The sequence below is a fragment of the Gardnerella sp. DNF01159 genome, assembly GCF_049244215.1.
Classification (GTDB): Bacteria; Actinomycetota; Actinomycetes; order Actinomycetales; family Bifidobacteriaceae; genus Bifidobacterium; species Bifidobacterium swidsinskii.
This window is the reverse complement of record NZ_CP058387.1, coordinates 1056981-1071154: the sequence shown is the minus strand read 5'-3', so window position 1 is coordinate 1071154 and position 14174 is coordinate 1056981. Positions and strand designations below refer to the sequence as shown.

At 40.1% G+C, this 14174-nt stretch carries 10 protein-coding genes and 1 pseudogene; 8 read left to right on the top strand and 3 right to left on the bottom strand.

Features of this window, described 5'->3' with window-relative positions:
* Window positions 1-89 precede the first annotated feature (89 nt).
* The 6 genes and pseudogenes from HXT39_RS04165 to HXT39_RS04140 all read left to right on the top strand — a co-directional run bounded on the left by HXT39_RS04165 (window position 90) and on the right by HXT39_RS04140 (window position 6287).
* Complete coding sequence (locus HXT39_RS04165; protein ID WP_103013957.1) at window positions 90-512, top strand: GNAT family N-acetyltransferase; 423 nt, start codon at window positions 90-92, stop codon at window positions 510-512.
* A 129-nt stretch (window positions 513-641) separates the two neighbouring features.
* A complete protein-coding gene (locus HXT39_RS04160) occupies window positions 642-1451 on the top strand; it encodes a nucleoside phosphorylase (protein ID WP_199172888.1) in 810 nt (269 codons plus the stop codon).
* 288 nt (window positions 1452-1739) lie between these two features.
* Window positions 1740-3542, top strand: coding sequence for an ABC transporter ATP-binding protein (locus HXT39_RS04155; protein WP_103013958.1), 1803 nt, complete (start codon window positions 1740-1742; stop codon window positions 3540-3542).
* Window positions 3543-4234: 692 nt separating this feature from the next.
* Window positions 4235-4654: a GNAT family N-acetyltransferase gene (locus HXT39_RS04150; protein WP_103013959.1), complete on the top strand. Its 420-nt coding sequence runs from the start codon at window positions 4235-4237 to the stop codon at window positions 4652-4654.
* A gap of 1 nt (window position 4655) precedes the next feature.
* A pseudogene (locus HXT39_RS04145) lies at window positions 4656-5643 on the top strand (DUF3137 domain-containing protein).
* 65 nt (window positions 5644-5708) lie between these two features.
* Window positions 5709-6287: a LemA family protein gene (locus HXT39_RS04140; protein ID WP_103013960.1), complete on the top strand. Its 579-nt coding sequence runs from the start codon at window positions 5709-5711 to the stop codon at window positions 6285-6287.
* A gap of 213 nt (window positions 6288-6500) precedes the next feature.
* On the opposite strand, the gene HXT39_RS04135 is transcribed toward HXT39_RS04140, so the two are convergent.
* Entirely contained in the window at window positions 6501-7841 is a 1341-nt protein-coding gene (locus tag HXT39_RS04135) for a Na+/H+ antiporter family protein (RefSeq protein WP_199172889.1), read from the bottom strand.
* A 540-nt stretch (window positions 7842-8381) separates the two neighbouring features.
* On the opposite strand from HXT39_RS04135, the gene HXT39_RS04130 reads away from it, so the two are divergent.
* Window positions 8382-9149, top strand: a complete 768-nt coding sequence (locus tag HXT39_RS04130) for an ATP-binding cassette domain-containing protein (protein ID WP_103013961.1) — start codon at window positions 8382-8384, stop codon at window positions 9147-9149.
* Window positions 9139-11217 carry a YhgE/Pip domain-containing protein gene (locus tag HXT39_RS04125; protein ID WP_103014039.1) on the top strand — a complete coding sequence of 693 codons (2079 nt, stop codon included), beginning with the start codon at window positions 9139-9141 and terminating at the stop codon, window positions 11215-11217. Before HXT39_RS04130 ends, HXT39_RS04125 begins: the two co-directional genes overlap by 11 nt.
* 110 nt (window positions 11218-11327) lie before the next feature.
* On the opposite strand, the gene HXT39_RS04120 is transcribed toward HXT39_RS04125, so the two are convergent.
* Window positions 11328-12458, bottom strand: a complete 1131-nt coding sequence (locus HXT39_RS04120) for a 4-hydroxybutyrate dehydrogenase (RefSeq protein WP_103013962.1) — start codon at window positions 12456-12458, stop codon at window positions 11328-11330.
* 186 nt (window positions 12459-12644) lie between these two features.
* Window positions 12645-13985: a H2O-forming NADH oxidase gene (nox, locus tag HXT39_RS04115; protein ID WP_103013963.1), complete on the bottom strand. Its 1341-nt coding sequence runs from the start codon at window positions 13983-13985 to the stop codon at window positions 12645-12647.
* Between the last annotated feature and the right edge of the window lie 189 nt (window positions 13986-14174).

Sequence of the window (14174 nt, the reverse complement as noted above, 5' to 3'; positions counted from 1 at the left end):
GAGATAGGCGACTTGATATACTGAGCGATTACGCTAGAAAATTTAGGGTTTCAACGTTGATTGCACAATATTTGGAGGTGTTATTGTCAATGAATTTAGCGGATGTTCAAATAAAAGAGTATGAAAAGTATAATAGCAAAGATATTTTAAGGTTGTATGATTCCGTTGGTTGGTCTGCGTACACAGATGATTTAGTTGCTTTGGAAAATGGTTTTAACAATTCACTCAAGGTTTTAGCTGCATATAAAAATGATGAGCTAATTGGCATTTCTAGAGCTGTTGGCGACGGATATACGGTTGTTCTTATTCAGGATATTCTTGTTTTGCCTGAGTATCAAAGGCAGGGGATAGGGTCTGCTTTGTTAAAGGCGATTGTGGATTGCTATCCTAATGTTCGTCAAATTCAATTGACTACGGATTGTACTGAAAAAACTATTGCTTTTTATAAGTCAGCTGGTTTTATTGAGTTAGCAGAAATCGATTGCTGCGGTTTTATAAAAGACAGGACATGATGCAGAAAATATGATTCTCTAGTAGCCATTAAGTGCGAATTTGCAGCAATTGACTATTTTGTGATCTTTGCGTATTAATGTGTGTATTTGTATATAGGATTGAATGGCTTGTATGACGGAGCTGATTGTATGACAGAATATGATTTGCCGATTTTAGAGTATGATTCCGATAAAAGTGCAGTATTAATGCCAACACACGATAATATTTCTGTTCAGCTTCCATCTAAAGCGGTTTTTGCTTTCTTAGGCGATGAAATTGATCAGTATGCTTTAAGTAGGAAAGCTACGATTGTAGCAAATTTTGAATCTGCAACTAAAAAATATCCAATATATGTTTTGGAAGAAAAAGTAGGAGATGTAGTAAGAGAAAATACAAACAGTGAAGTAGAAGAAGAAACGCAAAAAATCTGTTTAGTGCAGGCTCCAGTTGGCGCTCCTGCTGCTGTTCAGATCTTAGACTGGCTGATTTCTTACGGCGTTAGGGAAGTTGTTAGTGCTGGTTCTTGTGGATCGCTAGTTGATTATGCAGAAAATGTTTTTCTGGTTCCGTATAAAGCCTTAAGAGATGAGGGAACTTCTTATCATTATTTGCCTCCAAGTCGTTATGTTGATGTTTCAGAGCATTCGAGGCATGCTATTTTACAAACTTTGCAGGCGCATAATTTGCCTTATCATGAAGTTAAGACGTGGACTACGGATGGGTTTTTCCGTGAAACTAAGGGGAAAGTTTCCAGTCGTAAGCAGGAGGGATGCGCGGTTGTTGAAATGGAGTGTTCTGCTTTAGCAGCTTGTGCGCAAATGCGCGATATTGTTTGGGGTGAGATTCTTTATACTGCAGATACTTTGCATGATGTTGAAAATTATGATGAGCGTAATTGGGGCGGAGACTCTAAAGCGTATGCTCTTGAGCTTTGTATTGAAGCAGTGTTGCGTATTTGACACGTTTATGCTGATATTACGTATGAAACCATCGTTCTAATTTGATTTTTTTTTTAACTCTATGCTTATTATTTCTAGCAAGCATTACGTATAAGTGTGTTTAAGCATTTATATGTGTTGTCAAGTAGATAAGCATGACCAATCAGGATAAGTATGATAGTGTAGCTTTCAATGCTTTGTAGCGAGCGAATCGGCAAAATGGAAACGAAAATGCTAGCTACGAAAATGCTATTAGCGAAAAATAGCAAAAATAGCAAATAGATATAAAGGAAGTGAGAGGTAGCGAGAATGAGCAAAACTGACAATGCGGCAAATCAGCAATCATCGACAAATCAGAATCCATCCGCAAATCAAAATACTGCGGCAAATCAGCAATCATCCAAACTACATCCCGACGTAAAAAATTACGTAAAACTATTTTTCAAGGAAAACAAGCTTGTAGCTTTTCTTTCGATGATAGTTTTTATTTCCTTGTCTATGATTTACACTGCTATTTCTTGGATTTTGCAAATTATTTTCGACTATATGGCAGGTAAAGGAGCTTTCTCTTTAACTACTATTTTGCTGCTTGTTGTTTCCTTTATGCTGGCAATCTCCCTGATTTTCGCGTTGAAGCGCAGCTCGTACCCTCGCTTTCTTGAAAAAGCAATGAATCAGTATAAAGAGTCTGTTATCAAGAAGCTTTTACAGAAGAGTTATAGTGATTTTTCGCTCGCGAATTCCGGCACGTATCTTTCTGTACTTACTAATGATTGTGAGCGTATTCAAGAAAAGTATTTGAAGAAGATTTTTGATTTTGTTCAAGACGTTCTTATGCTTGTAAGCTCTCTGGCTCTTATGATTTACTATAGTCCATTGCTCACTGTTATTGCTCTTATTATTTCTGTGCTTCCAATGGCGTGCTCGATTCTTACAGCTAACGGAATTGCCACTCGCGAGGAGCAGGTTTCCAAGTCGAACGAGTCTTATACAGCCTTAACGAAGGATGTTTTGAACGGCGTTTCGGTTATTAAGAGTTTTAAGGCGGAGCAAGAGGTTATTAACCGTTATCAGAATCAGTCGATGGAGCTTGAGCATACGAAGAATCTTCGCGAAAAAACGATGACTACTGTTTCTGCTCTTGGTACGATTTCAAGTCTTGGGACTCAGCTTGGCGTGATGCTTATTGGTGCTTGGATGGTTAACGCTCATATTGGTGTTATTACTGCTGGAATGGTGTTAGCTTTCACTAATTTGATGAATGGCGTGCTTCAGCCTATTGCAACTCTTCCGCAAATGCTTGGCGAGATGAAGGGTGCTAAGAAGCTTATTAGCAAGATGGCTGATTATATGAGTAATGCTAAGGAAGATTCTGGCGAGATTATTGACGATTCTATTAAAAGCGTTGTTTTGAGTGATGTTTCGTACGCTTATGACGCGGATCATAAAGTCTTGAAAAATGTAAATCTAACTTTGCAAGCTGGAAAATCTTATGCAATAGTAGGACCTTCTGGAGCTGGTAAGAGTAGTTTAATCAATCTGCTTATGGGATACTACAAGGATTATGAAGGTAGTGTGAAGCTGAATAATCACGAGCTTAGCAATGTGAGCAAGAGTTCGCTTTACGATAAGACTACTCTTATGCAGCAGTCTGTGTTTATGTTTGATGCTTCGATTTTAGATAATATTACGCTTTTTAAGCCGTTCCCGAATGCGGAGGTGAATCGCGTGATTCACTTGGCTGGTTTGGATGATTTGATTGCTGCTAAAGGCAAGGATTATCAGTGTGGCGAGAATGGTAGTCATCTTTCTGGCGGTGAAAAGCAGCGTATTGCTATTGCGCGAAGCTTGCTTAAAAAGTCCGAGATTCTGCTGGTTGATGAGGCAACGAGCGCGTTAGATAACGAGACGAGCGCGAACGTAACGCAGTCTATTTTGGATTTGCAAAGGATTCTTCGACTTGTTGTAACTCACCGCTTGGATGCTAATTCGCTTAAGCAATATGATGAGATTCTTGTGATGAAAAGCGGCGAGCTTATTGAGCGCGGAAGCTTTGAGGAGCTTATGAATCAAAAGGCTTACTTCTACTCGCTTTACACTGTGTCTATGTGAGGCTGTGGTGCTTGTTTGGGCTTGGCTTTCGCTTGGTTTGCGCTGAGCAATTTTAAGCTCAGCAGAGACACTGGTGCAGTTTGGTTTCTGCGTTATGGTCTCTGTTTGGTGGTTTTTGGACACTGGTGCAGTTGGTGCTCGCGCTGATTACGCTCGCGCGCGAAACTCGCGTTGGAAGTCCACTGGACTTCCAACTTAAGCGAGTTTCCGTTCCGAGTTGCCTTCGTGCGCGCTTTGACTGAGTCTGAAATTATTGGAATTTCAGGCTCCTTCAAAGCGTGATTTGGCATGTGAAGCACGGTGTGCTTCACATGCCAAATCAGCCGAACGGCTATGCCGTGAGGATCTGCGCTCAGGCAGGTCGTCGCGCTGCGTGAGTGTCTCTGTTTGGCGCAAGCGGCAATTAAGTGCAAATTTGCAACGACTGGCTACTTTGTGGTTTGGCTAATCTTGGTTTGGCTACTTTAGAATTGTCTGCCTGTTGAGTTTGTCTACGTTCTGGGTTGTGTCGGTGGAGAAAATTGCCGTAAATGGCAAAAATCTTCACTGGTGTTTATTAAACGCATATCTCAATAGTAGGTATATTCCCAAGCAACAGGCGCGTATTCCAGAAACTTGATATACTGAGTTATTACGCTAGAAAATTTAGGGTTTCAACGTTGATTTCACAGTGTTTGGAGGCGTTGTTGTAAATGAATTTAACAGACGTGCAAATAAAAGAGTGCAAAAAGTATAATAGCAAAGATATTTTAAGGTTGTATGATTCCGTTGGTTGGTCTGCGTACACAGATGATTTAGTTGCTTTGGAAAATGGTTTTAATAATTCGCTCAAGGTTTTAGCTGCTTATAAAAATGATGAGCTAGTTGGCATTATTAGGGCTGTTGGTGACGGATATACGGTTGTTTTTATTCAGGATATTCTTGTTCTGCCGGAGTATCAAAGGCAGGGGATAGGGTCTGCTTTGTTAAAGGCGATTGTGGATTGTTATCCTAATGTTCGTCAAATTCAGTTGACTACGGATTGTACTGAAAAAACTATTGCTTTTTATAAGTCAGCTGGTTTTATTGAGTTTTCAGAAATTGATTGCTGCGGTTTTATAAAAGGGAGATGACATGAATGTAAAATATGGTAGCGTATTTACAAATCCAGAAGTTTTAAACAGACTCGCACAAATAGAACAATCTCCCCAAATACAAGGAAAATTAAGTGCTTTAAAAGAAGGCGTAAAAAATAACTCTTTTGATCCAATTCGTTTAATTCCATTAATACCGGTAGTAATGGTTTTAGGCACTTTGTATAACTATTTTCCAAATATTGATTACTCTCGTTACAAATATTATTTGCTAATAGTAGGTGTTTTTGTTGTTTGCTTTGCAGGTAAGTTTTTTGTAAATAATAAGGTTGATGTAGACGCGCTATATGCGGATAATGTTTTAACGCCGATTTTAAATGTGATTCTGCCTGGAACAGTATTAAACAATTCCGAAGGAATTGACAGCAGCATTTTTGATAATCTTCTGCCAATATCTAGTAGGTATTATTCAAGTAAACACATAATTTTTGGCGATGAATTTAAAACTGAATTTTCAAATATGCAAGCAATCCACTTTTCTAGAAGTGAAAGTGGAAAAAGTGTTAAAAAAAACGGATTTTATTGGGCAAGTCTTATTAATAAACTCAAAAACCAACATAAATGGCCACATTAGAATCGTCCCTGTTACTGGAAAGAACTTTATGGGACAAAAACTAAATGGATACTATGGTAAAAAAACAAAAGAGGAGAGCGAAGTTCAGACAGAATCCATTGAATTTAACGACTCGTATTCAGTCTTCTCTACAGACGATTTTTATACAAAACTGGTATTAGATCCAAGTTTTATAGAACTAATGAATAATTTGCAAAAAAGAATGCGAGTTTGCTTATACCTAGATAGTGAGCGTATTGTTGCAGCCTTTGATTCTGGTCGGTATTTATTCGGCGCTCCAGGAAAATCTGGAATAGAAAACCTATCTTTAACAAGAGAATATGCAAAATTTAGAGATATTTTGGCTGAGTATTACGAAATAATTAACGTAATTAGAGAGAAATTACAAAAGTAGAAACTAGTAAATTGCAATACTAGCGAACTAAAAAATTAGAAAATACTAGAACTAAAGGAGATGTTATGGGAGACATTATGGGTGACGTTATGGATAAGAATACTGTGCTAATTTGTGTTGCAATAGTGCTTGTAGTGCTTATTGTCTGGTTTATTGGCATGTTAAATAGGCTAAGAAAATATAGGGTGATTATAGAAGAGTCGCGGAAAAACGTTGATATTGCGCTCGCTAAAAGATACGATACGATTTGCCAAATGCTTAAAGTTGCGCAGTCGTTTGCAAAGTATGAAAAAACAACATTAGTGGATTTAGTAAGTTTAAGAGAGGGATTGGGCTCAGCGGATTCTAGTTCGGTAATCAAAAATCAGAATCATGCAATAGGGAAGATTTTTGCTTTGGCGGAAGCTTATCCGGAATTAAAGTCTTCTGAACAATTTTTGAACTTGCAGGAAGAAATAAACGACGAAAATGAGCAGCTTGCGGCAGCAAAAAGAATTGTTAATAGTAATATAAGCACTCTTAATCAAAATATTGTTACCTTCCCAGTGTCGCTTATTGCAAGCTTAAGCGGAATAAAGCAGATGGCTTTTCTTGACGAAGATAATCTAAGCAATAAGAAGAATATTGACAGCATACTGAGCTAGTGAAAATGTTTAGCTAGACGGTATATCTAATATAGCCAATCGCCCGCGAATTTGCAGTGATTGGCCACTTTGGGATTGACTGATTTGTGATTGGTTGATTGGTATTTAAATATAAACGCCAGGGAGTTTATTTCAACTCTACTGGCGTTTATTGGTTACTTGCGTTATTCGCTAGTTGCGTTTTTTACTTGCCGTGTTTTCGGAAATAATCTGCTAAATAAACTGCGATATTACAATGCCGGCAGCCATAAGCGGAATATTGAAAATAAGGAACGTTGGAACGCAAGTATCCCAAATATGACTATGCTGACCGTCCGCGTTTAAGCCGGAAGTAGGTCCAAGTGTAGTATCGGAAGCAGGGGAGCCTGCGTCTCCGAGAGCTGCAGCGGAAGACATAAGAAGAATCGTTGCGGGAGTGCTGAAACCAATGCTCTGACACAGTGGCACGAACAAAACAGCAAGAATAGGAACCGTGCCAAACGAAGTGCCAATGCCCATAGTCACAAGCAAACCAATAAGTGTAATAACAAATGCGGCAACAAGTTTGTTCTGTCCCATAGAAGCTACGCCAAAGTTTACAAGCTCCTCAACTCCTCCTGTCGCTTGGATCACGTTAGCATATCCGCCCGCAATGAGCATCACAAATGCAATAAGACCCATGAGTTTTACGCCGCCAGTAAGCTGATTGTCAATGTCATTCCACTTTATTGCTCCAAAAATAATCATGGTTGCAAGACCTGCAATAGACGAAAGCGAAAGATCTTTACTGATAACTTGCACTACTACAACAACAATAATTGCGAGAATGGTTACGTAGTGGCGTTTATTAAGAGGTCCGACAACGGCGTCGGCTGCGCGAGTGTCAGTTTCTGTAGTTTTGTATTCGCGAGGTTTTCTGTAAAGCACAAATACAGCAAAAAGTAGTGATGCAAACATTGCAAGACCTAAATACCAGTTCACAGCGCTAACGTCTGCAACGCTAACCTTCATGCCGTTTTTAGAAAGATTCGTAGCAATAACAGTTTGGAAAATTAAGCCGAATCCAAACGGAATTGCAATGTATGGAACTTCAAGACCAAAAGCAGTACAGCATGCAGCTGCTCGTCGGTCAATCTTAAGTTCGTTCATGATTCGTAAAATCGGCGGAATAAGAATAGGAATGTAAGCAATGTGAACTGGCACAATATTTTGAGATATGCACGCAATTAGAGTTAGTACTGCAAGTAGAGCGTACTTTTTCATGCCAATAATTTTGCTAATTTTTTTAGAAATAATTTGAGCCAAACCGGTTGCTGTAATTGCTTCCGCAAAAGTACCAAGCAAAATGTAGGCGAGCGCAGTTTGCGCATTGGTAGAGAAACCATCGCAAAGCAACGCCATAATCGTGTGATTTCCATCTCCAAAAAGCGGAAGATGACCGGCAATGCCACCTGCAACGCAAGCTACTATCATTGATAGCAAAACATTAAGTTTTGCAAGACTAAGTGCGCATAGCACTACAACCGACACAATAACCGGATTAAATATAATATTTAAAATTTGCAAACTTAGCATGCCGTTCACCCCTTTAAATGCTTGAATTTAATATATTGTTTGAAGCAACACATTTTATTTCGTATTGCTTACGTCTGTATTTTTTGCATACGTATTCTTACATATGTATTTCTTACAATTAGTAATTAAAGACAATATAGCATGGAAGTGTTTACAACTTGTTTCTTAAGTGAATATAAAATATAAACAATTAAATAAAAAAATTAGTGTAACTCAACAATTGTTTGCACAAAAGAGTATTCTAAGTGATTAGTGGTGAAGAGTTGATAAATCACCAAATGCTCGGTTTTACACCGTTTTATTGCAACATTGCAACGTGAGTTTACCGCTGAAAAATAGCGATAAAGCAACGTGAAAATTAAAAATTGTTTTGCTAATTGCGAAAATCCAAAAATAAACAATAAACTGAAAAACTGAAAAGCTGAAAAACTAAAAATTGAAAATAGTTATTTAGAGTATTTACAGTAAGGAGGAATCTGGCGCTCTAAGCAAAAAAGATACTACGCCGTATCTTAATTGCAAACGTCAAACATACAAATTATGAAAGATAGTAAAACGCTTTTAGAAGCTAAAGAATTAGGGTTAAAAAGATTTAGAAGAACACCATTTTGGGATGTGTCATTAAAAGTAGAAGCTCATCAAATCGTTGCAATTTCAGGCGAACACGGCTCTGGAAAATCAGCTTTGCTACTTGCACTGTCTGGTTATATGAAATTTACGAACGGAACTCTTACTATTGCGGACGCAACTCTTCCTAGCGATTTCCACGAATCTCGGCAATACGTGGGATTGGGATTATTCAACGGAATTAACGAATTTTACAAAATGCAAACAATAGAAGAAGTTCTTATGAGCGAGCTGAAACTCGCAGCGCGCTCGCCTCTATTCTTAAAGCAATACAAAAATGATGTAAAAAATCGCGAAGCTTTACAGCAGTACGCTTACAACGTGCTAGCTCAGTGGAAAGTATTGTCTCCTCGTAAAACAGCAATAGGAGAGTTGACTCCGTGCGAGCGCATGCGCTTGGCAATTGCGTTGGCATTATTAAAGCAACCGTGGCTGCTATTTGTTGATGGAATTGAGACGGAGCTTACTAGTGAGCAACGCGAATGCTTACTTTCCGATATTCGCGAATATGTTAGCAAAAACTACTGCTCCTGCCTTGTTGGAGTTTTGCAAAGTGAGTTAGAAAAGCAAGCGGATCAAGTCTTAAGACTTATGCCAAATAATGAGAAAACAGAAAATTCTCATACTGATTCTCAACTTGCTACAAGTGAAGCAAACGGTGGTGAAAACAATGCACGTTAGTACTATTGCTCTTGCATTTCGTGAGATTAACAATACGATGAAAGGAAAAGCTCGAAAGCTTGTTATTGGAACCGTAGCTTTGATTCCACTTTTATACGGATCGCTTTACTTATGGGCATTTACAAATCCTTATAAGACTTTGGATACTGTGCCTGTGGCTGTTGTTGTTGAAGACAATGGCGCTATGATTAACGGCAAAATGCGAAACATTGGAAACGAAATCAAAACTCGTTTAAAGAATCAAAAAGACGGTAGTGAAGGTTTCCAATGGAATTTTGTAAATAGTGCTGAAGCAAATAAGGGCCTTAAAAATGGCAACTATTTTATGGTAGCAACTATTCCAGCTTCCTTCAGTAAGTGCATTGCTTCCGCACAATACGATACTCCAACTAAAGCAAAACTTCACGTAAAGTACGATCAAGCAAGCAATATGCTGGCTTCACAAATTGGTAAAACTGCTTTCCGCACTATGCGTACTGAGATTAGCGAGGCGATTGCTCAAGAGTATTGGGAGCACATGTTTGCGAAAGTTAATTCAGCTTCCGATTCTCTTGGTGCTGCTGCAAACGGTGCTGGAGCATTGCATGAAGGTTCAAAGTCTTTGCAAGGCGGAATAAATAAGCTTGCAGATGGGTCGAATAAACTTTCGCAATCTTTGCAAAAACTTCAAGGCGGATTAGGGGAGCTTCAAAAAGGCGCGAATACGCTAACTGAAGCCAATGCTCGCAGCAAAGAAGGAGCTCAATATCTTGCACAAAAAACGCAAGATTTAGCAAACGGAGCCCAACAGTTAAGCGAAGGAACGCAAAGGCTATCGGCAGCGACAAGCGAATTCTATGAAGGAGCTCAAAAGCTTGCAGCTTCAAGCAACGAATTAGAAGAACATGTTAAAGCTGGAAACGCTGAAACAAAAGCACAAATTACTGGTCTTCTTATGCAAGCGAAAAACCCAGCAGTAACAAAGGAAGAAGTGCTTGCTAATTTGCAAAGTTTGGCAGAAGGATTAGGTGAAAATTCTAATCTTCTAGAAACAAATCTTTCTGCTTTAAGCGCTGGAGCAGACAAGCTTTCTGCAGGAAGCTTGCAAATAAAGGGCGGTGCTGACGCAATATCTCAAGGTATTGAAGCTGTTAATACTGGCTCAAATAAGCTTGCTGCTGGAGCGAATAATCTTGCTGACGGTTTGGCTCAAGTAAGTAACGGTAGCGAGAAACTGAATAATGGCGTGAATGCAGCAGCTCAAGGTTCTGCGAAAATAGTGAATGGTTCTGATCAGCTTAATTCCGGCGCTAAGAAGCTATCTGATAACACTCCAAAGCTTGTTGATGGTGCTAAGAAATTGCATGACGGGCTTAAAGATGCTCAAAAGTCTGGAAAAGTAAACGGTATTGTTCAAAAAAGTAAGATGATGAGCGCACCAGTTTCCTTGGAGGAGCACGAGTATTCGCACGTTGAAAACTATGGAACTGGTTTTGCTCCTTACTTTATTTCTATCGCCCTTTGGGTTGGTGCTCTTATGACAACATTCGTTTTGAGAGTTATGGATAGGCGAGCGATACTAAACGGCATGAATCCGCTTAAAAGCGCGCTTATTAGCTTGACGCCGTTTGTGATTATGGGCGTTGCGCAAGCGATTATTCTTATGGGCGTTGTTCAAGGAGCGTTGAAGTTCCAAATCGATAATGTTGTTGCATTCTACGCGCTGGGGATTATAGCGTCAATAGTCTTTATGGCTATAATGCAAATGATTATGGTGGTGTTCCGCATGCCAGGGCGAATAGTTGCGATTGTGCTACTTATGTTGCAAATCACAAGCTCTGCAGGAACGTTCCCAGTACAAATGACGCCGGCATTCTTTAGAGCTGTTCACCCATATTTGCCAATGACGTACTCAATTATGGGGTTGCGTCAAGCAATGTCTGGAAAGAACAGTGGTGAAATAGTTTCAGGCATTGGAATGCTTGTGCTTTTCGGCGTTATTGCGATTGCTATAACAAGTATTGCCTTCCGCATGAAGCGTACTGTAAAAATGTTTGATTTGCATCCTGTAATAACGCTTGATGCATAAGTATTCATGTAGGCGCGATAATTAAAATCCCCGCAGCTCTTGTTGGTTGCGGGGATTATTTTTAGTGAATCTCGTTTAATTTAGTTACTTTATAAATACGTTATATGACTTTAGAAAGTAGACGCGTAGACTTCGGCAATTGCAGCTTCGTCCATATGCATATAGGAGTTCTTCAAAAGTCGCTGCTGCTCTTTAACAACGCTTGAAGCCCAGCTTTGAATCATATCTTCAGTCATGCCATACTCGTGAAGCTTATGCTTAGGAAGAATCGTGTTAAGAACTTCGTCAAGCTTGTCTAGTACGTTCGCTTTCTGGCATTCAAGAATATTTGCTATGAAGCCGAAAAGCTTAGAAAGCTCAGTGTTTTCTGTGTTATTCTCGTTTGCGTCGTGCTTAGCATAGTATCGCAAAACGCTTGTAAGAAGAGCTGCATTCGTTTCGCCGTGAGCCACGTGGAAAGTTCCACCAAGCGGATAAGCCATCGCGTGAACGCAACCGCAGCCAGCGTTACCAAACGCAATACCAGCGTAAAGACTTGCCGAAACCAAGTCGCTTACAACTTGGCTTTTTGTGCTGCTGCCTTCTTTAACAACTCGCATATAACTTTGCAAAATAAGCCCGCAAGCCTTGTAACTAAACATTTTTGTAAGCTCGGTTGCAATAGGAGAAAGTGTGGACTCAATCGAATGCGTAAGAGCGTCAATAGAGCTGGTTGCAAAAACGTAATCAGGCAGGCTCTTTAACAATTCTGGAATAAGAACAGCGTCCGTAGCATAGCAAGCATCGTTCGCCAAACCCTTCTTGGTATTGCGCTTAGTAAGCGAGAACACCGCAACGTTCGTAACTTCGGAGCCAGTGCCGCAAGTAGTTGGAACAAGAATAAGATCCGCGCCTTTTTGTGCAGGAATCTTGCCGTCAACCAAGTCTTCAAGCGGGCTTGTTTGCTTCAACGCACAAACCTTCGAAATATCCAAAACAGTGCCGCCGCCAATGCCAATCACGCGCTTTGGAGTTGTGTGAATGTCACTAACGATTGCATCAACCATTGCGTCGCTCGGCTCACCCTTGCCGTATTTCTCTTGGAAAATCACGTCGCAATCAAGATTCAAATCGCCAAAATAAGGCTCCCAAATGTACTGGTTTGTAATAACCAAATCGCCCTTGCTGAGCTTGAATTCTTGCGCGAAGTCGCGTGCGTTCTCGAACTTATGAATAGTTGGTTTAATAGAAAGCTGCTTCATCCTAGACTCCTTTGTTTTAATCTGCATGTCTTATGCTAATAGTGCGCGTTTTGTGCGCTCTTTTGTGCGCGGATGATTAAAAAACCAAGCAACTGCTCCATTATAGAACAGATTGCTTGGTTTAATAAATGCGATTTAAGCTAATCAGAAAAAGTGATTCAGCCTAAGCTAATCAGCAAAGTCTAATCATTCCTTCAACAAAGCCGTGTAAGCAGCCATCGTAATGTAGTTGTACGGCTGGTTGAAGTGAGGCATGAAGAAGATGTCGCACAAAGCAAGCTCTTTAATCGTGACCTTCTTTTGAATAGCCAGCGAGAACAGGTGAATTGCGGCAGACATATCGTAGTTAGAAGCCAACTGGCAGCCAACAATAACCTTCGTATCCTTCTTGTAAACGATGCGAATCTTCACCTTTGGATTCTCAACTTCCATAAACGCAGGCTTTTGAGTATCCTCAAAATCAACGTAATCAACGTCCATGCCCTCTTTTTGAGCGGCAGTCAAGCTCAAGCCAGTGCAAACAAGCTTGTAGTCGTAAATCATCATTGCGCTAGAGCCTTGCACGCCCTCGGTTTCTACAGGAGTTCCGCAAACGTTGTGACCTGCAATCAAGCCGCTTCGAACGGCGTTAGTAGCGAGCGCAATGTAGTTCACGCGGTCTCGGGCATTGTCGTAGATTGTAGCGCAGTCGCCGATTGCGTACACGTCTGGATCGGAAGTTTGCTGTTTCTTGTCAACAAGGAAAGCACCGTTAGCATACTGCTTTAAGTGATCTTTGCCGAGAGCAACGTTTGGGTGGAAGCCAATAGCGCAAATCACCATGTCGGCTTCGTAAGTGCCTTTGCTTGTTTTAACAGCCTTGACTTCAGTGTCTCCAACAATTTCTTCAACAGTTTGACCAAGTTCAAACTTAATGCCTTTATCTTCCATAATTTGCTTCAAATTATCGGAAAACTCTGGATCAAAGTAGCCGTTAAGAATATGGTCTTCCATGTCAATAAGAGTTACGTTCTTTCCAAGTCGCTTAAAAGCTTCTGCAAGTTCCACGCCAATGTAGCCTCCGCCGAGAACCACGACGTTACGGAAATCGCGCTCTTGAAGCTTAGCGATAACAGTTTGAGCATTCTGGAAAAGCTTTACCATTTGCACGTTTTCCAAGTCAATGCCCTTAATGCGAGGCTTGTTTGGAAGGCTGCCGGTAGCAAGAACCAGCTTGTCGTAAGAATCGTGAATAACAGTGCCGTCTTTAAGTTCGACTGTTACTTCTTTCTTTGCGTAATCAATATCTAAAACTTTACTTTCAAGATTTACCTTAGCGCCTTTTTTAACGAAATCTTCTGGCTTCTGATAGAACAGTCCGTCGCTGCTTTGAATTTGCTTGCCAATCCACAAAGCCATGCCGCAACCAAGGAAGGAAATATTACTATTCTGATCGTAAATTGTAAGCTCGTTTCCTGGGTAGCTCAAAATGGTGTTAGCGCAGGCAGTGCCGGCATGATTTGCGCCAATCTGAATGATCTTCGTCATCGGTAATCTCTTTTCGTCGTTGAATCTAGTTTTAATTTTGTTTATTTCTGTTGAATTCTGCTGAAATTAATTTAATCTAGTTTAATTTAATTCCGCTAAATTCTGTTGAAATTATTGTATGTGCTTCAACTGCTTTGTTTAATTCACGCTGCGGCGCGAATGCACATCCAATGCACAATACTATTACAC

Bases quoted from the DNA above. Each gene is read 5' to 3' on its own strand.
- HXT39_RS04165 (WP_103013957.1), top strand. From the start codon at position 90: ATGAATTTAGCGGATGTTCAAATAAAAGAGTATGAAAAGTATAATAGC.
- HXT39_RS04160 (WP_199172888.1), top strand. From the start codon at position 642: ATGACAGAATATGATTTGCCGATTTTAGAGTATGATTCCGATAAAAGT.
- HXT39_RS04155 (WP_103013958.1), top strand. From the start codon at position 1,740: ATGAGCAAAACTGACAATGCGGCAAATCAGCAATCATCGACAAATCAG.
- HXT39_RS04150 (WP_103013959.1), top strand. From the start codon at position 4,235: ATGAATTTAACAGACGTGCAAATAAAAGAGTGCAAAAAGTATAATAGC.
- HXT39_RS04140 (WP_103013960.1), top strand. From the start codon at position 5,709: ATGGGAGACATTATGGGTGACGTTATGGATAAGAATACTGTGCTAATT.
- HXT39_RS04135 (WP_199172889.1), bottom strand. From the start codon at position 7,841: ATGCTAAGTTTGCAAATTTTAAATATTATATTTAATCCGGTTATTGTG.
- HXT39_RS04130 (WP_103013961.1), top strand. From the start codon at position 8,382: ATGAAAGATAGTAAAACGCTTTTAGAAGCTAAAGAATTAGGGTTAAAA.
- HXT39_RS04125 (WP_103014039.1), top strand. From the start codon at position 9,139: ATGCACGTTAGTACTATTGCTCTTGCATTTCGTGAGATTAACAATACG.
- HXT39_RS04120 (WP_103013962.1), bottom strand. From the start codon at position 12,458: ATGAAGCAGCTTTCTATTAAACCAACTATTCATAAGTTCGAGAACGCA.
- nox (WP_103013963.1), bottom strand. From the start codon at position 13,985: ATGACGAAGATCATTCAGATTGGCGCAAATCATGCCGGCACTGCCTGC.